This is a genomic window from Psychrobacter sp. H25, from assembly GCF_059076335.1.
The window spans coordinates 161,175-183,195 of record NZ_JCACRV010000001.1; the positions used below are offsets into that span (position 1 = coordinate 161,175).

Annotated in this window: 18 protein-coding genes; 10 read left to right on the plus strand and 8 right to left on the minus strand. The window is 44.7% G+C overall.

Annotation, left to right across the window (positions count from 1 at the left end):
• Window positions 1-35 precede the first annotated feature (35 nt).
• From nudC to dnaQ, 3 genes are all read right to left on the minus strand, one after another.
• Window positions 36-956 (minus strand): NAD(+) diphosphatase, encoded by a 921-nt coding sequence (nudC, locus tag AC5JPO_RS00685; RefSeq protein WP_493853007.1) that lies wholly within the window; start codon window positions 954-956, stop codon window positions 36-38.
• A 136-nt stretch (window positions 957-1,092) separates the two neighbouring features.
• On the minus strand, window positions 1,093-2,775 hold the full coding sequence (locus tag AC5JPO_RS00690; RefSeq protein ID WP_493853008.1) for a hypothetical protein: 1,683 nt from the start codon (window positions 2,773-2,775) through the stop codon (window positions 1,093-1,095).
• A gap of 259 nt (window positions 2,776-3,034) precedes the next feature.
• A complete protein-coding gene (gene dnaQ, locus AC5JPO_RS00695; RefSeq protein WP_493853009.1) occupies window positions 3,035-4,654 on the minus strand; it encodes a DNA polymerase III subunit epsilon in 1,620 nt (539 codons plus the stop codon).
• Window positions 4,655-5,059: 405 nt separating this feature from the next.
• On the opposite strand from dnaQ, the gene AC5JPO_RS00700 reads away from it, so the two are divergent.
• Together AC5JPO_RS00700 and AC5JPO_RS00705 are read left to right on the plus strand one after the other, a co-directional pair.
• Window positions 5,060-5,605, plus strand: a complete 546-nt coding sequence (locus AC5JPO_RS00700) for a hypothetical protein (protein ID WP_493853010.1) — start codon at window positions 5,060-5,062, stop codon at window positions 5,603-5,605.
• A gap of 100 nt (window positions 5,606-5,705) precedes the next feature.
• Window positions 5,706-6,011 carry a hypothetical protein gene (locus tag AC5JPO_RS00705; RefSeq protein WP_493853011.1) on the plus strand — a complete coding sequence of 102 codons (306 nt, stop codon included), beginning with the start codon at window positions 5,706-5,708 and terminating at the stop codon, window positions 6,009-6,011.
• 162 nt (window positions 6,012-6,173) lie between these two features.
• Here the strand turns inward: AC5JPO_RS00705 and AC5JPO_RS00710 are convergent, their stop codons facing one another.
• Entirely contained in the window at window positions 6,174-6,683 is a 510-nt protein-coding gene (locus tag AC5JPO_RS00710) for a YkvA family protein (protein ID WP_493853012.1), read from the minus strand.
• Window positions 6,684-6,946: 263 nt separating this feature from the next.
• Between AC5JPO_RS00710 and AC5JPO_RS00715 the strand changes: the two genes are divergently transcribed.
• Window positions 6,947-8,221 (plus strand): LD-carboxypeptidase, encoded by a 1,275-nt coding sequence (locus tag AC5JPO_RS00715; RefSeq protein ID WP_493853013.1) that lies wholly within the window; start codon window positions 6,947-6,949, stop codon window positions 8,219-8,221.
• Window positions 8,222-8,316: 95 nt separating this feature from the next.
• On the opposite strand, the gene AC5JPO_RS00720 is transcribed toward AC5JPO_RS00715, so the two are convergent.
• Entirely contained in the window at window positions 8,317-9,339 is a 1,023-nt protein-coding gene (locus tag AC5JPO_RS00720) for a GlxA family transcriptional regulator (RefSeq protein WP_493842946.1), read from the minus strand.
• Window positions 9,340-9,521: 182 nt separating this feature from the next.
• On the opposite strand from AC5JPO_RS00720, the gene AC5JPO_RS00725 reads away from it, so the two are divergent.
• The 6 genes from AC5JPO_RS00725 to arfB all read left to right on the plus strand — a co-directional run bounded on the left by AC5JPO_RS00725 (window position 9,522) and on the right by arfB (window position 15,602).
• Complete coding sequence (locus AC5JPO_RS00725; RefSeq protein ID WP_493853014.1) at window positions 9,522-11,327, plus strand: acyl-CoA dehydrogenase family protein; 1,806 nt, start codon at window positions 9,522-9,524, stop codon at window positions 11,325-11,327.
• A gap of 22 nt (window positions 11,328-11,349) precedes the next feature.
• Window positions 11,350-12,357, plus strand: a complete 1,008-nt coding sequence (locus AC5JPO_RS00730) for an NADP-dependent oxidoreductase (protein WP_493853015.1) — start codon at window positions 11,350-11,352, stop codon at window positions 12,355-12,357.
• Between the two features lie 3 nt (window positions 12,358-12,360).
• The gene (locus AC5JPO_RS00735; protein WP_493853016.1) at window positions 12,361-13,155 is read left to right on the plus strand and encodes an SDR family NAD(P)-dependent oxidoreductase; all 795 of its coding nucleotides are present in this window, start codon (window positions 12,361-12,363) and stop codon (window positions 13,153-13,155) included.
• 208 nt (window positions 13,156-13,363) lie between these two features.
• The gene (locus tag AC5JPO_RS00740) at window positions 13,364-14,128 is read left to right on the plus strand and encodes an SDR family oxidoreductase (protein ID WP_319050466.1); all 765 of its coding nucleotides are present in this window, start codon (window positions 13,364-13,366) and stop codon (window positions 14,126-14,128) included.
• 107 nt (window positions 14,129-14,235) lie between these two features.
• Window positions 14,236-15,126 (plus strand): HpcH/HpaI aldolase/citrate lyase family protein, encoded by an 891-nt coding sequence (locus AC5JPO_RS00745; RefSeq protein ID WP_493853017.1) that lies wholly within the window; start codon window positions 14,236-14,238, stop codon window positions 15,124-15,126.
• Between the two features lie 62 nt (window positions 15,127-15,188).
• Entirely contained in the window at window positions 15,189-15,602 is a 414-nt protein-coding gene (arfB, locus tag AC5JPO_RS00750; RefSeq protein ID WP_493853018.1) for an alternative ribosome rescue aminoacyl-tRNA hydrolase ArfB, read from the plus strand.
• Between the two features lie 170 nt (window positions 15,603-15,772).
• Here arfB and AC5JPO_RS00755 read toward each other — a convergent pair whose 3' ends face one another.
• The 3 genes from AC5JPO_RS00755 to AC5JPO_RS00765 all read right to left on the minus strand — a co-directional run bounded on the left by AC5JPO_RS00755 (window position 15,773) and on the right by AC5JPO_RS00765 (window position 20,713).
• Entirely contained in the window at window positions 15,773-17,626 is a 1,854-nt protein-coding gene (locus tag AC5JPO_RS00755) for an autotransporter domain-containing protein (protein ID WP_493853019.1), read from the minus strand.
• Window positions 17,627-17,920: 294 nt separating this feature from the next.
• Window positions 17,921-19,183, minus strand: coding sequence for an MFS transporter (locus AC5JPO_RS00760; RefSeq protein WP_493853020.1), 1,263 nt, complete (start codon window positions 19,181-19,183; stop codon window positions 17,921-17,923).
• A 330-nt stretch (window positions 19,184-19,513) separates the two neighbouring features.
• The gene (locus AC5JPO_RS00765) at window positions 19,514-20,713 is read right to left on the minus strand and encodes a sugar transporter (protein ID WP_493853021.1); all 1,200 of its coding nucleotides are present in this window, start codon (window positions 20,711-20,713) and stop codon (window positions 19,514-19,516) included.
• Window positions 20,714-21,276: 563 nt separating this feature from the next.
• Here AC5JPO_RS00765 and AC5JPO_RS00770 point away from each other — a divergent pair.
• Window positions 21,277-21,912, plus strand: coding sequence for a hypothetical protein (locus AC5JPO_RS00770; RefSeq protein WP_493853022.1), 636 nt, complete (start codon window positions 21,277-21,279; stop codon window positions 21,910-21,912).
• The last annotated feature ends 109 nt before the right edge of the window (window positions 21,913-22,021 follow it).

The window sequence follows — 22,021 nt, forward strand, 5'->3', positions numbered from 1 at the left end:
AATATAATGCAGCATCACGCTGATATCAGCGCATTCTAATCTAATAGTAAGACGCCTTGCTCGGTAGCAATTTGATCGATCAAATCTCGAGCGATGCTACCTTTTGGCGGGATTCTGGGTAGATTAGATAGATCAAAAAAGTCAGCATGTGACAACTCTTCTTCTTGAATAATGATATCACCATCGGCATAAGACGCGCGAAACCCTAACATTAAATTGGAGGGAAACGGCCATGGCTGGCTGCTCACATAGCGGATGTCTGAAACGCTAATATGCACCTCTTCTGCCACTTCGCGGACAACTGCATGCTCTAGACTCTCTCCGACTTCTACGAATCCTGCGATCAAACCATACATGGGTGGCAGTTTTTGCTGTCCATGGCGATGGTGATGAGCCAATAATATTTGTAGCTCGCCGGTCACTGGGTTTGGGCGAGTAATGGCAGTAATGACGCACGGCTGTACGCGAGGATACTGGCGCAGCCTACATACAGGACAAACCATAGCACGTTCGCCTTGGTTGGCATGCACCGTAGGGCTAGCACAGCGACTACAAAATCGTGTATCTGCTTGCCAGCCCAATAATTGTATGGCTTGGCTAATCTGATCTGACAAAGCAACTGGCAAATGAGTCATCAGCTGGCGATAAGGAACAAATACACTATCACTGCTTTCAGCGATGATAGGCAGCGTTACGCCGTGCGCGACTGCATAATCATAAGTCATGGCAGTGGTTGCTTGGGCAGTAAAGGTTTGAGCGTCTTCGTTATCAGCAGTACTGTTGGACAGCCAATGATGCGGCGACAGGCTTTCGTGTAGCGTGACATGACCAACCTGATAACCAGGCTCATCTGAGTTATTGTGACTTGAGGGCAGTTCAATTTGCCACGGCCACCAGCCATCTGGCATTTGACGACATAGAACAGTGTCGCCACTCAGTACGAAAGCATGTGCCATAAAGTTTTCCAAACAGTTTGAGATAAACCTGCATCGGCTTAGATACAGACTTATTTAAAGTAAATGATCTTATCGATGATAGTTAAGATAAATGTCATGGCGGTAACGTTATAACCATGACATTCAGACCACTTTATCACGCAGCAAGTAAGTGGCTCAGGCTTTGCTGACCAATATCAAGGGCTTGCTTGCTAACAGGACGGTTATTCTCAAAGCCATCTAAATGATGATCGACGGCCATAATGACATCAGCGATGCAGGCCAATGTGCTGTCTTCAATGCGTCGTTCGCTTTCTATACGTTGCTCGATATAGTTAGCCAATTGACTCAGCATACTAGCAGGAGTAGGCAGCTGTAAGAAGCGTACTGCACCTGCGACTTGACGCATCATGCCAGGGACGTTTTGAATATTTAACATATCACGCTCAGGCTCTGCCAAGTAGTCATTGATGGCTTGCTCGACACTTGCGATAGCAGTACGACTCTCTTGTATCAACGTATCGTTGGCTGTATTGAGCTGATGCAATGAGATGTGAGGGTTGTTTAGCGGTAGATAAATCGCCCCTGGTGTATGCATCTCTGCCATGGCAATGGCTGCGTTCTCTGCATGCATTAATGCCAATAATAAATGGTCAAAATCATCTGGTGACGGCGCTTGCCAATGACTGACAGCGTCTGCTGCGGTGCTAAGGCTATTGGCAGCATTTGACAGTCCAAGCAGACGTAGTGCTGAGCTGAGCTCAGTCAAAGCTTCGATTATCTGTGCGGTATGCATATCGATTGGATTGATCGAGTCACCACGTGCATAGCTGTCCACATTTTCTTTGATCGAACCAATCTGCGTTTGAATAATAGTATTTAAGGTATCGGTAAGCGCGCGATTGGGACCAAACAAGAAACGCTTCATTTCATCAAGCTGAGTACCTTCTAAATGGTTACTTGCATACTGCTCACGCAAGTGCTGTGCCGCTGCGCTATCACGCTGGCAGGCAAAGCTAACCAAATCAGCAAAGCGTGTGTCCATCACTGGTAAATAGCTGTGAAATTGCTGCTCTAAATAAATTAACGTATGTTTTTGGCTCAAACTTAATGGCATAGCCGCTGCAAGATCAGTAACAGCAGTCGTCGCTGCTTGCCAAAATAAACTATTGGTCTGTGACGCTATCAATGCACAGGCAGCGCTCATCGCATCGAGTCTTTGCTGCTCGTTGGCATCGATATCGCCATCTTGATTCAGTAGCGCTACTCCAAGACCACTGCGATACGCATCAGTGAGTAGTTCTGTATCCAAATTAAGTGAGCTGAGCGGTTCGAAATTTTGTTCCGGATTGGCGATAATGACGCTACTGCTGCCAAAGGCAGCAAAGTCTTCGACCACCATAGGCGGTTTCTGCCCGTGAGCATTAAGCTTGTTGACCACGGGTAATAATAAAGTCGGCTCTACCGATTCAGTTAGTAGGACAAACTCGATATAGCGATCCAACGTCATGATGGCTTCTGATAGATCCATGATTAGATCGACATCATTATTATCGCCACTATCATAAAGACGCTGTAGACCATCAACGATGGCATCGTTCAACAGCTCTGCACCGACCAAAGAGATCAGTTTAAAAATACGGGACAGCTGTTTTAGGACACCAATAGAGTCTAATAATAAAGGGGCTTGACTGTTATCGTCGTTGAACTCACTTAAGTGAATCTCAGTATCCTTAAGTGTGGCGACAACCTCATCATGCAACAAATGAAGGGAGGGTAGATTAAAATCAGTAACACTAAGCGTAGGGGCGGTTAACTTCATTTGCGCAGACTGGTCCATAAGTATTTTTCCATAATGTACTGATGAGAATAACAATGGTATAAATTCGAATTATAAAATAGTTGTTAGTGATGTTTTAACGTTTTATTTAATAATAATCAAGACTATATTGTACAATTGTCGATGTGGAGTCAGTCGACGGCAACAGAATATTAGACAATTTTGTTTACAGTATGCATCGTGCTTCGGCACTTGACTGCCTATATTTGTTTGCGCTGAGTTAACGACCATCAGCTGCCAAACGTCAACTAGACATCAGCTAGAGATTGGCGTTGAGTGCAGGGTAGTCTTCTGCCAAAGCGCTATACCAGCTTTGATTGGCGGTCTCGTCTGTAGATGATGCTAGCAATAAATTTGCCAAATCAGCGAAATTTGCATGAGCGGTCTGTCCACCATCTGCTTGAGTGTCCTCTTCAATGGCGAGGGTGACCTGTCCACCTGTCATTGCCAAATACACTTCGGCTAAAATCTCTGAATCCAGTAAGGCGCCGTGAAAGGTACGGTCTTGCTTGCCAACGTTTAGGCGACGCACTAGGGCATCTAGGGTGTTTTTTTGCCCTGGGTATTGCTGCTTTGCCATGACCAAAGAGTCAGTGACTTGTACCCGATTGGCAAAGTCATTCAAACCAACTTTCGCAAACTCCATATTTAAGAAGTTCATATCAAACGTGGCGTTATGAGCGATAATCTCAGCGCCATCCATGAAATCATATAAGGCCTGTGCCACTTGATCAAAAGTAGGCTTATCGGTCAAGAATGCCTCAGAGATACCATGAATACGAATGACTTCTTCATCCATGCCCCGCTGCGGGTTGATGTAGACGTGTAGTTTCTCACCAGTGAATTTACGTCCAACCATCTCTACAATACCCACCTCAATGACTCGGTCACCTTTTAGGGCATCAAGTCCTGTGGTCTCCGTATCCATAATGAGCTGGCGATCTGCCTCATGACGATGTATTGGTTTTGGTAGCAGCGGTTTGAAATGAGGGTTGGCACGGCTCGTATCCCCATCAAACTTAGGAGTATCAGGATCTATACTCATCGTTTCGCTATTTATGGTGGTATCAGTCATAGATGTTTTGACCTCTGGTATATCATTGGTAATCATCGGGGTATTGGTGTTGATATTGCTGTGATGATGCGTAGCCTGTGCGCGATCATCTTTATTTGTGGTAGTGCTGGTGGTAGCTTGATGGGAGTCATAAACCTGCGACTCATCCTCTAATATGTCTTCGTCATACTCATCGTCTGCCATATCTAAACCCAATGGGTCGAACTTCAGCCAATCATCATTAGATGAGTTCTGGGTCTTATCAGACGTCACGTGGTCTTTTTTTTTAGTGCTGTCTGACTCAGTTATTGCTGTATGACCGCTATTTGATGTGACTCCTAAATTTGCCAGCTCATCTGCTTTTTCGTTACCTGCATGTCCAGCATGACCTTTGACCCAGTGCCAACTCACATCGCGCATCTGGCACAGTTTATCTAGTTGTTGCCATAGGTCTTTGTTCGCGACGGGCTTTTTGCTGGCTGTTTTCCAGCCTTTTTTCTTCCAACCTTTAATCCATTCGGTGATGCCTTTTTGGACATAACTGGAGTCTGTCCAAATCTCAAGCGTCTGTTCATGTGGACTATGCGTCAGGGCCTGTATCGCACCCATTAGCTCCATGCGGTTGTTGGTGGTTTCGGTATCGCCGCCATATAGGTCTTGTGTATTGCCATCACTGAATATAAGATGCGCGCCCCAACCGCCAGCGCCAGGATTACCTTTGCAGGCGCCATCAGTATAGGCGACGGTGGTATTTGCTTTGGCGGCTAGTGGATTGGTTGCATTGTCTGTGATGGATGGCATAGGGTTACTACCGTTGTCTGACATAAAAGAATATTGACCTGATAAAGGATGGGCATAGCATTGTGCTAAAGCATCTTGTTCATGCTATATGTACCAAGTGCTGACGTTGTGAGTATAGCAAATCTATAATAAATAGGGGCAACCACCACGCACAAAATCGCAAAACCCTTCTGTCTACTCACAACATAATAGTAACCTGATTGTTTTCTGTTAAAATAACATTAGCGTACTGCCAGCAACATCACACACAAGCGCCGTAGCAAAAAGTAGCGAAACTAAGTTGTAGATAACTAGTTATAGATGACCAGTTATAGGTAACTGGTTCTAGATGGCTCCTTGATATTGCTTTGACAACGTCGCTTTGATGATTATGCAATAATGATTCGCTCAAAGACAGCTTCTAATACATAACTGCAGGGTAACCCTATTATGTCCTTACGCTCAAACATTTCTTATAAAAGACTGATGTATCTGATGCTCAGTGTGACTGCCAGTAGCGTGCTTTTTTTGAGTGCTTGTAATGATAGCAGTACTCAAGCAGATAGTGAGGTTGCGACAGACCTGTCTGTCTTTGAGGGTTGCTATACCGTGAGCCAAGACGAGCCTGCCCAGATAAAGGTTAGCCAACAAGAAGGCGCTTGGGTGATGCAGATGAAAGAGCCGGCCACAGCCAAACGTGTTTGGGATAATCCTGAGACATTAGAGGTGATCGACAATAGTGATATACCGCAGTTCTTCTCTATTGACCCTGACAACGTTGATGCGGTTATTGGTCGTCCTGATCGAGTGCTGGTACTGGCCCATGTCAAGCCCTCCTATGCAAATATCGACCCGCTGTTGGACAGTGAGTACTTGTCTTATATTTACCGAGGTGCCAACACTATCTACCGAGTAGAGTGTGATGATATCAATACGAATATTTTAGGTAATCCCCATGCGGATATTATTATCGATAATGTCAATGAGAGTATCTAAAACGGTTTCCATCAGCATTATTGATTAAAGACAGTATTTTTAGATCGTATCTTAAAACCGTATTTTGCTATAAACAGTCATACCATTAGAGTTAAGCAATATGAATTTTTTTAGTTATGTCGTGTTAGGCGGGTTTTCTTATGCAGCGGGCTGGGCGATAAGAACCTATGTATTAGAAAAACAGCCGACACCTGAACAGCCCTACAATCTAAAGCACCCTGCTATTTTGGCATATTTGGGTGGGTTTTTTATCATTATGCTCATTGTTTCGTGGTTGATTGGTCGTTATGCACTTGGTCATGCTTCGATTGATTTACCTTTTATTATTATCAATAGTTTGGTGGCGACCTTTGTCTATTCGTTCGGACTCAATCCAGAAAAAGCGAGATACGATGTCCCTGATTAAAGCATGCCAGTAGATGGGCTGACAGCAAAAAGCCACGACCGAATCTTAAATGAACGGTCGTGGCTTTGGTTTATCAGCTTGTTCGATAATACAGTTTTATTAGCATTTAATGTGTCATAAAACTTGATCGATTGATTACTTGGATTAGTTAATTAATGGCTATTATGCTTTTTTTAGGTCGGCGCTGTTTTCATCACTGTCTTTCTTGTCGCCATCTTTCTTATCACTGTTAGTTTCTTTATCAGTAATAGCCTTGTCGTCACTATTTTTATCGGCATCTTTTTTGGCTTCTGACTTAGCTTTGGCATCTGATTGTTCTTGTTTCCATTCTTTGTATTTTTGCAGATCTTTTTTGGCTTGTTTTAAGCAAAATCTAAGTACCAGTGCATCATCGATATGACCGATGAATGGAATAGAATCAGGAATCAAATCAATTGGGTTTAGCGTATATATCGCACCGACGACGCCAGCTGAAATTGTCTTAAAAGGAATTTTACGGTAGTCACCTTTGTAATAGTCTTTGACAAGACTCATAAATAGCATCAGATCATCACTAAAAGGTTCAAGGTATCCGCTGTCTTCTAGCTTTTCTTTTAGTTTGCTTTCTTTACTAAGTAAATATTCCAAATTAGAGTCAAGCGCTTTATCTTTGTTCGTTTTTTTATTAAACATAAATTTTACCTTTTATTATTTTCGATGAATTCGTATTTACAGTAACAAATTCAATCAACCTATATTGTGTGTCTCGGTAGCGAAAAAGTAAATATAGGTAAAGGTTGGGCAACTTGTCTGCTGGTGAGATACGTTACAATATGAGCGCACGACTATAGTAACGGGTATGGACATAAGTATGTCTTGCGATAAATATATATCAGTACAAAATCGCACAGCATAGATAAACAACAAAAATAAAAGTATATAGGCAGTAGTAACGTATGGGTTCAAACACTCTATTAGCTAGAAATGAGCGCTCAAAACTAGTGACTAGTATCAGCGCCAGACTAAACCGCCGGCAGTTTTTGCGTCAAGTGGGTATCGGTGCGGGCACAGTTGCATTAGCGACTCAAGGCATCTCTCAAGTACTTGCCGAGAGTACTGCCGATGCTAATAATATATCGCAGCTGACCAAAGACGATTTACCAATGGCACTATCGGGTGAGCACTCATCATTACCCTCACAGTCGTCATCAACCCAAACGCGCTGTATTACCCCAACTATTGAGACACGGATTTTTGCCAGCTCCAATGTGGGCGGCAGTGACGATCGTAACCAATTGGCATTGGATCGTATGGCTTGTGCGGGGTTTAAAGTAAATAATCCTACAATTACCAATCGTCAGTATTTGCGCTTTTCGGGTACGGACTTCCAGCGGGCAAGTGACTTTCAAAATATTGCTACTGGTGCGATAGCGGCACCAAAACTCCTACTTGGTGTCCGCGGTGGTTACGGTGCGATGCGACTATTGCCCATGGTTGACTGGGTGACACTTGGACGTATCACAAAAGAGCGCGGCACGATACTCGCAGGGTTTAGCGATGTGACAGCTCTCCAGTGTGCGTTACTGGCAAAAGGGTCAATGAGCTCGCTGGCGGCCCCCATGCTCTATAGTGAGTTTGGCAAGTCCGCGCCCGATCACGTCAGTTGTCGGCAGTTTGCTGAAGCGCTAATCAATCCTCGCTTAACCATCAGCATACAAGACGCATCTTTGACCAGTCAAAATTTGCCCAGTATCTTAGCAAGTGGTGAGCCAAAACCAATAACAGGTACTATCTGGGGTGGTAATTTGAGCGTGGTATCTGCATTGGCAGGTAGTGAGTATCTGCCTCGCATTGATGGTGGTATTGTGTTCTTAGAAGACGTGGGGGAGCAGGCATATCGTATTGAGCGTATGTTGTATGACTTGTACCTAGCAGGTGCCTTTAAACACCAACAAGCGATTGTACTTGGGGCGTTGTCTGGTGCAGGCGAGGACAGTTATGACAAGCGCTATGATGTTGCTACAGTCATTCGCCAATTGCATGAACTAACAGGATTGCCGGTTTATAGTGGTATGCGTTTTGGTCATATCGGTCAAAAGCACAGCTTCCCACTTGGTGCCACGTGCCAGCTCAACCCTGATACAGATGGTGGCTATCAGCTGGTATTTAGCGACTATCCAACTATCAAGGCTGACGCTATTCATGTAGAGGGCTTGTGGCAGCCTACTTAGCCCTTGAGCGCTCAGCACTAAGTATTTAGTATTTATACTAAGCATTGGGCATTAGTCTCTAACTACTAACTTTAAACCAATAATTATTAGCATTGCTAAATCGCCAACCGTGAAAACTTATCTTGATACTCCTTAGGAGTGAGCTCTGTTGCACGTTTGAATAGTCGGGTAAATGACGAGATGTCCTCATAACCAACTTGATAGGCCAGTGATTTTATCGAGACGTCGCCCAACTCTAGTAAGCGTTTGGCCTGCTCGATTCTGACAGCTTGAATATACTCAATCGGTCGCATCGCGACGCAAGACTGAAAGCGTCTGTTCAACGTCCGCGGTGTGATGTTTATCATGGCAGCTAGGCTACTGATCTGTAACGGTTGGCGGAAGTTTTCTTCTATGTAGTCTTGGACTTGTTTAATCAAATGATCCGAATGTGGTTTGTGCAAAGTCACATTGGTATAGCTGTTTTGACTGCCTCTTTTACTATCGATAATTTGGGTCTTTGCTACTTGCGTAGACATCTCACGGCCACAGTAACGCTCTATTAATAAAAGTCCTAGGTCATAAAAAGCACTACCACCTGCCGCACAGAATATATTGCCTGATTGAGTACTCGACTGACTTCTTGACTGCGTGACAAACTGGTTTTCTTGCAAATCGACCAGTGGAAAATCTGCTTTAAATTTGTTGGCGTAGCCCCAGTGAGTAGTGGCTACTTTGTGATCCAATAATCCTGCCTTTGCCAAAAAAAACGCCCCGCTACAATTACTCGCAATATCAGCATTGGTATTTGCAAGCCGCACTAGGTGTGGTAGCAGCTCGCTGTTTTGCGTCAATACTTTGTCAATAGAATCTCCAATAGTAGGGACGAGCAATAAATCGCACTCTGTCACATCTTGAATATCGCAGTGAGCTTGCATGATCAAACGGTTACTACATCTGATATCCCCACCGCCTAGACTTGCTATCTGCACGTTAAACCGAGGCTCTACAGACTCATTCGAGAACCGTTGCCAGCTGACGCCTGTAAACGAAAATAAATCCAATGCGCCAGAGAGGACACTACCAAGCACGCCATCGAAGCCAAGGATAATCATTTTAAAAGGTTTGAAGTAAGGCATCAGTCACTAATTCTCCATTGATATATGTACCAAAACAGCCGTTTGGGTGGTGTTTTTGTCCAACTGTGTACGCCATATCTGTCTTATTTGACCATAATTATGTCATAAATGACAATACGGAGGCAGGTTAAATTAGATTAATATCAATTGATAACCACATTTAATTCGTTAGCGAGAATACTATGGCAGCAGATACCCTCCTCAATGATTTTGAGTTACCGTTCCAGTTGTATGACGTACTAGGTACTGAGACACTCACCGAGCACTCAAAGTTTTCAGAACATAGCCGCGAGACGTTTGACGCAGTATTAGAGACCGCAAACAAAATCGCAACCGATTTGTTTTTGCCGCACAATCATATTGCAGACAAAGACGAGCCGCAGTTCGATGGCAAAAAAGTCAGCATGATAAGCGATGTCAAAGTTGCTTTTGATGCGTTTCGCGAATCTGGCTTTATCGCCGGTCGTTATAGTTTCGAAGATGGTGGCATGCAATTGCCTGAAACCGTCATGACTGCCGTGGCAGGCTACTTTATGGCAGCCAACCCGTCGACAACGGCTTATCCATTTTTGACCACTGCCGCAATCAACGTTATCTCCCATTTTGCTAGCGAAGAGATCAAAGCTGCCTTTATGCCGCGTATGCTAACAGGTGAGTTCACTGGAACCATGGCGCTGACAGAGCCACATGCTGGTTCATCACTTGCTGATATCAAGACCACCGCAGTCAAACAAGACGACGGCTCATATCGAGTCAAAGGTAGCAAAATTTATATCTCAGGCGGCGATCACGAACTGTCTGACAATATCGTGCATTTGGTATTGGCCAAAATTCCAGGCGGTCCAGGCGGGGTCAAAGGCATCTCTTTATTTGCCGTACCGAAATATCGCTTGAACGATGACTTGTCTGTTGGCGAGCGTAACGATGTGCATCTGACAGGACTGATTCACAAGCTTGGGTATAGAGGGGCGACTTCTACGGCATTGAGCTTCGGTGATGAAGGCGAGTGCTATGGTTATCTGATTGGTGATGAGCACTTTGGTCTGCGCTATATGTTCAAGATGATGAATGAGGCCCGTATTGCTGTTGGTTTTGGTGCATCGATGATCGGCTATCGCGGTTATCAGTATTCGCTAGATTATGCCAAAGAACGTACCCAAGGTCGAATTGCACCGAATAACAAACCTGAAGATGATGCGACTGCCATCATTCAACATGGTGATGTAAAGCGCATGCTACTGGCACAGAAAGCCTATTCTGAAGGTGGTATCTCATTATGCCTATACGGCTCAAACCTGATTGACCGTATCAATACCTGTGAAGATGAAACGCTAAAGAACGAGCTCACCGAACTGTTAGACCTCCTCACGCCAGTACTAAAAGCATGGCCATCTGAGTATGGTCCAAAAGCCAATGATTTGGGTATCCAAGTATTGGGCGGCGCAGGCTATACGCGTGAGTATCATGCTGAGCAGTTTTGGCGTGACAATCGCCTAAATCCGATTCATGAAGGCACAAATGGTGTACAGGCACTAGATTTGTCATTTCGTAAGTTGTGGCAAAAAGGTGGTTTGGGTATTCAAATCCTAAAGCGTGAAATCACCCAAGACCTAGAGAGTATCACCACGCCTGAGAGTGCAGCGCTTGCGGGTAAACTGACACCTTATATGGGTCATCTGCATGAAGTGCTGGTACATCTAAGCAAAGTGTTGCAGACAGAAGAGGCATTAACGCTTACTGGTAATGCCCAAGCATTGATGAATATCTTTGCCTCAATCGTTCTGAGCTGGATTTGGATTCGCCAAGCCAGTAAAGCCGAGCAGCTACTAAGCACTACACAAGATACTGAGCAGCAGAATTTTTATAAGGGCAAAATACAAGCGGCTAAGTATTTTATCGATTGGGAATTGCCATTAATCAAGCGCGATATCGAGATATTAACCAACACCAACGCTGTTTGCACTGATATGCAAGCGGATTGGTTCTAAGTACAACTCTAAGGAAAGAGACATGACAACGATAAACAAACAATGGCGCCTAAAAGCAAGACCTGTTGGCGCACCAAGCGCCGAGACTTGGGATTATACCGAAACAGAAGTACCGACTATCAGTGATGGTCAATTACTGATTAGAGTTGACTATATCTCTATCGATCCTGCTATGCGCGGCTGGCTAAATGATGCAAAATCCTATATCGAGCCGGTACAGATTGGTGATGTGATGCGCGGTGGTACGGTCGGTGAAGTGATCGAGAGTAAACATGAAAAGTTTGCGGTCGGTGACTATGTGGCAGGACATAATGGCGTGCAGTCGTATGCGGTAAGTGATGGTAATGGGTTGCATAAAGTCGATCCAAACCTAGCGCCGTTGTCCTATTACCTAGGCGTACTTGGTATGCCAGGTATGACAGGGTATTTTGGTCTGCTAAAAACAGGTCAACCAAAGGCAGGCGAGACCGTTGTTATCTCTGGTGCTGCTGGTGCTGTGGGTAGCTTGGTCGGTCAAATTGCCAAGATCAAAGGCTGCCGCGTCGTCGGTATTGCAGGCGGGGCTGAGAAGTGTAAATTCTTGGTCGATGAGCTTGGGTTTGATGCAACAATTGACTACAAAAACGAAGACGTGAAAAAAGCATTGAAAAAAACCTGTCCAAACGGCGTCGATGTCTATTTCGATAACGTTGGCGGTGACATCTTGAATGATGTACTTACTCAGATTAACCTGCGTGCGCGTATCGTAATCTGCGGTGCGATCAGTCAATACAACAACACCACAGCGGTCGAAGGTCCATCGAACTATCTGTCATTACTTGTCAACCGTGCTCGGATGGAAGGCATCGTTGTGTTCGATAATATCAAAGAATATCCAATCGCCATGAAAGAAATTGCAGGCTGGATTCAGTCAGGCGACATGAAGGTGAAAGATCATATTGTTGAGGGTATTGAGACGTTCCCTGATACGCTTATGATGCTCTTTAATGGCGAAAACTTCGGCAAACTAGTACTTAAGGTAGAGGGATAAATCATGACATCAAATACAAATGGAATTGCATCAGACGTAGCTAGTAATGTAGCTGGCAAACGAGTTTTGATCACGGGTGGTGCCTCAGGCATTGGTGCCGCAAGTGCATTGTTGTTAGCCAGTCGCGGCGCAAAAGTGGTCATCGGAGATATGGCAGAAGAGATGGGCGCTGCTGTTGCGCAGCAAGGTCAGGATGCTGGTAACAGTATTGTCTTCAAAAAAGTAGACGTGACCAGCGGTGATGAAGTGCGCGCGTTATTTGATTTTGCCATGGAAACGCTGGGCGGTCTAGACGTGGTGGTAAACAACGCTGGCATCGATCATAAACCATCACCGATGCATGAGCTGAGTGATGAAGAGTTTGATCGCAATATCGCCGTGAATTTAAAAGGCGTCTGGCACTGTATGCGTGCCGCAGTTAAGTGTATGTTACCGAGTGGCGGTGGTCATGTGATTAACGTAGCGTCTATTGCAGGTCTACGCTCAGCGCCTATGATTTCAGCCTATAGTGCTGCCAAACACGGAGTTATGGGTCTCACCAAATCAGCAGCCCATGAGTATGCTCGCGCCAATATTCGTTTTAATGCGGTCTGCCCAAGCTTCATCGATACGCCAATGGTACGCAATACTATGGCGTCTATGGATGAGCGTACGCAGCAAGCAACCATCAAAGCCAGTCCGCTGCGTCGCTTAGGAAACGTTGATGAGATTTCTAATGCGATTGCATGGCTTGCCAGTGATGAGAGCACCTTTATGAACGGTCATGCATTCACCTTAGATGGTGGTATGCTAGCGTAATCGGTGAGCACGTGTATTTTGCTCATTAGTGCTTGATAATCGCTGTTGTGTATGACAGCGATTGTCTGCGTTCAGCGGTCTAGGCTTGAATATATAGGCTTTAATATATAGTCTCAAACATACAAGCTTAGTAACCGAATTACTTTAGCCACTAATATGTATAGCCGTGAGTCTTACACGTATAAAATATCTAAAAATATAAGGAATAATGATGAAAGATTTATTTGATTTAACGGGCAAGATTGCCCTAGTAACGGGCGCTAGCCGAGGCATTGGTGAGTCTATTGCCCGTCTCTTGGCATCAAGAGGCGCACATGTCATCGTCTCTAGCCGCAAAATCGACGCTTGCCAAGCAGTCGCTGACAGCATTGTCGCCGATGGTTATAAAGCAAGCGCTTTTGCTTGTCATGTGGGCGATATGGAGCAAATTGATGCGACGTTTGCACATATCAAAAGCGAATTTGGTCAAATTGATATTTTGGTCAATAACGCCGCAGCCAACCCATACTACGGTCATATCTTAGATACAGATTTAGCCGCTTTTGACAAAACCGTTGAAGTGAATATTCGTGGTTACTTCTTTATGTCAACGGCCGCTGGCAAAATGATGAAAGAGCAGGGCGGCGGTGTCATCTTGAATACGGCATCGGTCAATGGTCTAGTAGCAGGCGATAAGCAAGGGATCTATTCAATTACTAAAGCTGCCGTCATTAGCATGACCAAAGCATTTGCTAAAGAGTGCGGCCCGCTCAATATCCGTGTCAATGCGTTATTACCAGGTTTGACCGATACCAAATTTGCCTCGGCTTTGACGACTAACGATAAAGTCTTGAAAATGGCGCTACACTCGATTCCGCTAGGACGTGTGGCTGACCCTGATGAAATGGCAGGTACAGTACTCTATCTGGTATCGGATGCTTCAAGCTATACGACTGGCGCAACTATTGTTGTCGACGGTGGTATGCTGGCTTAATTAACATGACGTCAGTCAAAAGATTGTTACTATCGAAAACCGTATGAGACTAATGCTCATACGGTTTTTCTCATTCAATTTTTGATGAACTATAAAAGGAGTGCAGTATGGGATCGATGAACAATGACCGTGTACATGCCATTTCTCAAAACAAAACATGGTTGTTTGTACCAGCGACTCGAATCGATAGAGTAGACAAAGCCTTTACTAGTGGTGCAGATGCGGTCATTGTAGATTTAGAAGATACGGTAGCGCCAGAGGATAAAGCAACAGCACGTGCAGCATTAAAAGATTACTATGACCACCAGCACCACAATCAAACCAGAGATCAAGAGAGCACTCAAGATTATCGATCGATTTGGGTCCGTATCAACAAAGCAGGCAGTGAAGCGTTCTTCAAAGATATTGTACTGTGTCAGAAAATGCCACACTTAGCAGGTGTGGTATTAGCCAAAGCTGAGAAAGCAGAAGACATTAATAGTGTACATCAGGTCACAAGCTTACCTGTCATCGCATTGATTGAGAGTGCTGTTGGGTTATACCAAATCGATAGCATGGCAAAGGCAGTTGGGCTAGTGGCATTTAGCTATGGGTTTTTGGACCTATGCAACGATTTGCAGGTGCAAGTAGGGACAGCTGCTGCAGATGTCATCGCCAATCAGATTCGCTATCAACTCATTCTAACGTCAACAGTACATCAGTTATCGCCGCCTATCGACACTATTTATGCAGACTTTGACGATGAAATAGGACTGAGCGCGCGAGTGCAGCTATGGTCACAGATGGGCCTATCAGGAATGCTATGTATTCATCCCAAACAAGTGGCTGTCGTCCAGCAGGCATTGCACCCAACAGATGAGGCGCTATCTTTTGCTAAACGTGTGGTAGATGAGTACGAGCGCAACGGGCAGGCAGTGTTCAAAATAGAGGGAGAAATGGTGGATGCACCAGTGATAGAGCGAAGTCGTCAATTACTGAACCAATTTCTGGCCGAGTAGCAGGCAAATCTATAATGCTTTATCATGAGGCACTATCCATTCGTATTTTATAAAAGCATATTATGATATTTATCAACAACCGTATTAGCCTCAATGATAATGAGGTGGAGATTAGTGCGATACGCGCCCAAGGTGCAGGCGGGCAGAATGTTAATAAAGTCTCATCAGCTATTCATCTGCGTTTTAACATTCATGACTCAAGTCTGAGTGATGAATACAAACAGCGATTACTAGATAGCAAAGATAGCCGCATCACTAAAGAAGGTGTGCTCATCATAAAGGCGCAGCAGTTTCGTACGCAAGAGCGCAATAAAATAGATGCGCTTGAACGTTTGCAAAGTTTTATCACCAAAGCCACTTACATCAATAAAACCAGAAAGCCGACCAAACCTAGTAGAAACGCCAAACGCAAACGCGTAGACCAAAAAACCCAGCGTGGTAAAACAAAAGCCTTACGCGGTAAAGTAGATTTTTAGAAGGTTTGCTATATCAGATTTTGTTGTTAAGACATATTTGCAGTAGAAGGTAATAAGCAGTAGAAGGTGCTACGCGGTAAGAACAATTGTAGGTATTCTAAAATAAAAATCGGTATAGGGGATTAGTTATCACCTATACCGTATTCCATTATTAAAGATTCGCTAGTTGTTTAGAAGGCACCGCTAAGACCAACAAATAAGCTGGTTGAGTCGTCATCATCACCTTGTGAATGCGTGACGCCAGCATTGGCGTTCAACAAGCCAAAGCTTCTAGATAGACCAAGTGTCATAGCAACATTATCATCATCAGTTTCGATCGTAGGCGTCTCAAAACTGATATCCGGTAGCGTATTCAAACGTGCGGTTACCGCATCGCGATTGTCACTCAGCTGCTTTTGATAATGAATATCACCAAATACGTTGAGGTTTTCCATCAAAGTATGATTGGCTTTTAGCCCAAGCTTGCCATATGTCGTAGAGTATTTTTGTTCATCAAACTGCATGGCAATACCAGACATCTCTTTTTCTTTGAGTCCATCGATTTTTACGCGGCTCGCTGTTGCGCCGATATAAGGGGTGATGGCAATGCGACTGACTTGCATAGGGTAGCCTGCTTGTACATTGGCATAGAAGCGCTTGCCATCAGCATTTGACTCAAACTGTTGTCGGTTGCCACCAAGTGTGACATTACGTGTAACATCGACATCCATGTTGCCGAACCCTGCAGCGCCATTAAGCTGCAAACCGCCAAGGTTGTTGCTATGGTAAACACCAAAACCAACCTCTCCGAGATCAATATCGCTCAAACCGGTACCGACGTCTGAGTCTTCAAAGTCTTTTTGGGTGATATGACCATATAAACCAGTCACCGCGTTGGCTGAGCCCGGATGAGCAAAATCTACACCAAGCAATACCTGAGTATTATTGTCACCGTCAAACCCTGCAATCTCTTGGTTGGCAACCTCACCGACTGCCCATAGGGTACGGGCAGGTTTTTGCGCGCTATTTTGGACTTGATTGATGTGTGACTGCAAGCGCTCATTGGTTGCAAGTCCAGTGGTCGTCGCAATATGAGGTAAAACGCCTATCAGACTGGGTGCCGTGACAACCGCATTTGCATAATCTGCAATCAACTGATGCGTGCGCCCTGTGGGGTGGATACCATCAGCGAAGAAGTAGTTTTCGTTAGCGTTTGCCTCTACAAGATCATCAGGTCCACAAGTTAGAGAGCTGTTGTTGTCACCACAAGCTTCGTCCGTAACATTGGTAAAGCCATATTGAGCAGGTGACGCAATGATTTCTTGTGACAAGCTAAACATATCTAGGGGTATGATGTTGGCCCCAGTACCCGCCACGCCACTCAACATAAATTGATTATATAGACTGGTAGCCCCGGTACTTTGCGCCTGAGCAATAGGACCTTGATCAATAGCTCTAGGCGTTAGACCAACATCAGGGATATTAGGCACTAAAATGTAGTTCGCGCCATTATCCTTTAGAGTGTTAATCGTTGCGATTTGGCTATCTACGGCACCAAATATGGTAGCTTGAGCATTATCAGAATCTTCAGCCGCCGCTAGCAAATCATTTGCACCTGCCCACACGACATAGAGTCCATTAGGATCGACGTTGTTATCAGCTAAGTAGTTATTGACTTGGGTACTGGCAGAATCAATGGGAACACCACCAGGGAAAACTTCCTCTTCGCCTGCTCTTGCACCGCCAATAGCATAGTTATTACCAGTTTGAGGACTACCAAACACCACAGGGGTAGCGGTTGTACCTAGCTGTTCAGCAAATGAGGTCGCCCAGGTATTATCAGGGTTAGTAGTGAACTGAGCAGGACCTGGCACAACTTGGCTAAAATAGCCGCCATCGGTTAGGCTATCACCAAAAAAGGTCACGCTACTATAATCATTAGCATGAGCAAATCCTGCCGTACATAGCGTAATGGCCAGCATGCTTTTGGTAAGAGTTTTGAGCGTGGTATGACCAACCTGTGAGCGAGAGATATTACGAGGCATAGCGACTTCCTTGTCGTGAATGTAATAGTTTGTCAGCCGAGTGTAACCGCTTTTGGGCAAGCTATCAATCTTTTTGATAGCAAAAAAAAGAACATAGCGGTCAAAATATCAATTGCAAATATTCAAAAAGTCTGTGGCAGTTAATTGCGGTCCTCTATTTTAAAGGAACAGTAAGTATATGATACATATGAAGATTGCGTTTTTTAAATCAGTTGCTTTAGCCGACCAACCTCTCTATTCAACTCAAAACATGTCCAACCATATATAGTATAGAGAGTGTCGCCTATAGCAATATTAAGATGATTTTTGTGGACGCAAGAATAGAGCCAGCCCAAGTGCCACAAAAGCTGCGATGCCAGATAGCAGATAGCTGATACTAAAATCTCCAGTGATCTCTGCAAGATAACCTGCCAGCACAGGTCCAAGCGCCTGCCCACCCGAAAAAGCAAACGTCAGTGCCGCGAGCGCACTTGCTGCGGCTGCCGCTCCAAAATAATCGCCTGCAGAGGCAGCCATAATGACAGGAACACTCCATACCACTATGCCAAACAAGACAATTGATAAATACAGCCCTAACTGCCAATCAGTGAGTCCGACCAACAGATAAGCGATAGCCAAGAAGAAAAAAGCCAAGGCAAGACCAAGGCGTCTGCCAATGTGGTCAGAGATCCAACCAAACAACATGCCTGAAAACATGCTAAGCAGTCCAATCCACGCCCAAATACCACCAGCAGTCGCTTCGCTCAGTTGATAAGCGCCGACCATGCTAGTGACGATAAAGGTGACGTAAACCATATAAGTGGCACCATAAATCGCAAAGATGATACCCAAATGTACAAGTAGCTTGATATTGCTGCGTTCTAGCTTTTTTTTGTTTTTGACAGGTGAGGTAGGGATACGCCCAAAAGGGTCTTGCCTCACATCATCTGGATGGTTGCGAATCAAAGTAAAAGTTAGCAAAGCCACTACCACGTTGATAACAGCAAAAATGAGCCAGCCTGTCTGCCAAGATAGTAGGCCTAAAAGGGGCACAAGTTTGGGTACCACAAAACCTGATAGTATGATGCCAAATCCCGGGCCTGCCATAACCAATCCTAAGGCAAGTCCGCGATGCGATGGAAAAAACCAATGTGACATGACGCTCATCATTGGTAGAACCACACCGCCGCTACCGATACCTGTCAGCACATAGAGTGCGCACAATGCCGGAAACCCTGTCGTAAAAGCCATACCAAGCATAGAAACTGCAATAAGGAACAGACTGGCTGTCGCGGTATTGCGAGTGCCAAGTCGCGGTAGCACCAATGGACTCAGAAGTACGGCGACGAGATAGCCTATTAGGTTGGTAAATCCCAATAGGCCACTTTGGGTGTAATTCAGCCCCAAAGAAGATGACATAGATGGCAATAGCATACCGAAGGCAAATCGCCCCAATCCTAGTCCGCAGAACATTGCCACAGACCCAGTCATAGCGACGATCCAAGCATAATGCACATTGCCTAGTCTAAGCGGTGCGGTGCTGTTCTGGTTCTCTCGTTGAGTTGATCCGTTCGACATCACCAACCTCCAACAAGCTGAAAATTGGCAATATTCAATGCCGTTAAAGGCAGAGCGTAGACAACAGCGTCCCTGTTTTTAGTGTCATTCATTTTACACGTATCCTTGTGTGCTCAATCCTTGTCGATCTTTTATTAAGTATGCTTATCGATTAAGCATACTTTTGTCCAATAGAAATCAGTATAACGATACGTGAACGTTCGTTCAATGAAAGTTTAAGTAAATTCTTGCAATGAACTAAGAGACAATGACAAAAAAATACCAGCCTGTTTATATGGCTGGCATGTTTACTGCTATTTTTTAATGACTATCTTTTGATAGTGTTTTTGGTTAACCCAGTCGCCGACTCAGCTCAGGAAAACGCTTTATCATAAATAGCATGAGCAGTAGCGCAAGGCTGGCAATCGTAGTACCCGCATAGCCCACGCTAGACAGCGAGATGTGGGTGACAGCATAACCGCCAAATAGCGCACCCGTACCGATTCCCAGATTAATAATACCTGAGAACATCGACATGAGCATGTCTTGGGCGTTGACATCAACCATGATGACTTTGGCCTGCATTGAGATGATCAGTAGCATGAGCGCCGTACCCCACAGTATGGCGTTGATGCTAAGTGCCCACACTGAGGTTACGGCAAACAATAGTGTCAGCATCGCTACCAGTATCAATATCGTCGACATCAGCATCAACTGAGTATTGAATCTATCGCCCCAACGACTAAATATAATACTACCCAAAATACCTGCCGCGCCAAACAGCAGCAACACAAAAGTCGCTGCGTTCTCGCTGATGTTACCAACCTGACGCATAAACGGCTCTATATAAGAATACGCCGTATAGTGGGCGGTAAAGACCAATAAGATAAGCAAATATAAGCAGACCAATAGTGGGTTTTTGAGTAATTCTGGAATTTTTCTAAAAGACCCCTCAAACATACTGGGCAGCGTGGGCAAAAGCCTCGCCTGTAGCACAAATACCACCAGCGCAATGAAACCAATACCGCCAAAAGTGGCGCGCCAACCGAACCATTGACCGACCAAGCGACCTAGCGGCACACCCAATACCATTGCCAATGAAGTGCCAGTCGCCAGTACACTGAGTGCCAACGCTTTTTTGCCTTCAGGAGCCACGCGTATGGCAATAGCTGCTGTGATGGACCAAAATATTGCATGCGATAGTGCAATACCGACGCGGCTAATGAGCAGCACGTCAAAACTCCATGCAAATACAGACAGCACATGACTGGCGATGAATACCGCAAAAATTCCCAACAGCAGTCGTTTGCGCTCAAATCGGCTGGTCAGTAGCATCAGCGGTAATGACATCGCTGCGACAATCCAAGCATAGAGTGTCAGCATCCATCCCGTCTCCGCCGTAGTGATAGAGAAGTCTTGAGCGATATCACTGAGCAGTGCCACAGGAACGAATTCTGTGGTGTTCATAATGAAGGCACTAACGCCCATCAAAAATACTTGAAAATATTGAGTTCGGCGAGCGTTTGCGCTGGCCTCAAGGTTATGTGTCATAAGATCCAATATAAAGCAGGTGCTAATACTACGGGTGATAACTCAAGGTGGGGTAGACATTTGGTAATACAAGGGTCGCGGTGCAAGATAGCAAGTCAAAGAGGATCGTCATAGATATTTTCTGATAAGAGATGTTACGTAGACTTTACTAAAAGAGAGCATGGTATACAGTGCTATTGAGCAATGATATTAGAGCGCTTTAATTCTATCATTTGGATTGACGAGGCAACGTACCACAATGAAGATTAAGACATATTTGTAGTCCCAAAAAGCAGCTGCTGACATACGAAAAATAAGTAAACATTTCGGTATTTATTTTCTGTCATCTGATGTGCTATCATCGTTGAACGATCTATCGTGGGTTTAACAGTTTTGAGTGGTCGATCATAAGGCAATCCTTATGACAGCATTCGAACCTTGCAACTTCCAGCACGATATAAAACAACTCTGGTAAAGCGCATGAGCCTGTACTCCGACACCCTCATTTGTGCCTGATTTTTTGCCTATTTGGCATATCTCAACCTTTTTTGTCGGAGTTACAGGAGTCTAAGGTGTTCAATATCATGAGCCACATTACTAATCCATCTAAATATACCCGTCGTTATCATCCACGCCATTCTCTAGCGCAGTATATAATTAATCAAATAGAGTCGCTTGAGCTGCGCCCGCAAGATATCGTCAAGCAAATGGGCTATCCTCTCAAACACACCATACCTGCCTATGACCGCCTGCGCCATGTGCTATCGAACAAGCACCTCGGACTCGATGGCAGCTATATGGATAAATACTTTACGGCAGATGAATTTTTGATAGCACTTTTCGCTGTGCTTGAGATACCGTATCAGCCATTCGCAGAAGACATCGCTCAGATTAAGGATGATGTAGCGAACCATTCCAATACACTACCCAAATATAGCTTGCGTGCCGATGTGGGTTTTACCTTTGTCAGTAGCACAAACTGGATGTCTCGCGATGCAGCGTCGCGTTTTGCGCAAGTATATCTGCCCAATGGTTTTGCCAAATTAGACGATGCTGCACGTAAGTCAGCGATTGAAGAGTGTATCTGTGAGCACTATCAGCAGTATGAGAGCCATTTGCCATATGATGGGGTTATAAAAAGTTATCAGCTGACTATCGAGAAACCCAATCACAGGATCGAACATATAGAGTACGGATTGCCGAAATCTAGTAGCATCTGAAATACTGTGAATATACAATCAGCTTAACTGATTAGTTATATTGACTGAATAATCAGATTGATTTTAAAAGACAAATAGTTTCAAAAAACAAAAAATTTTAAAAGACAGA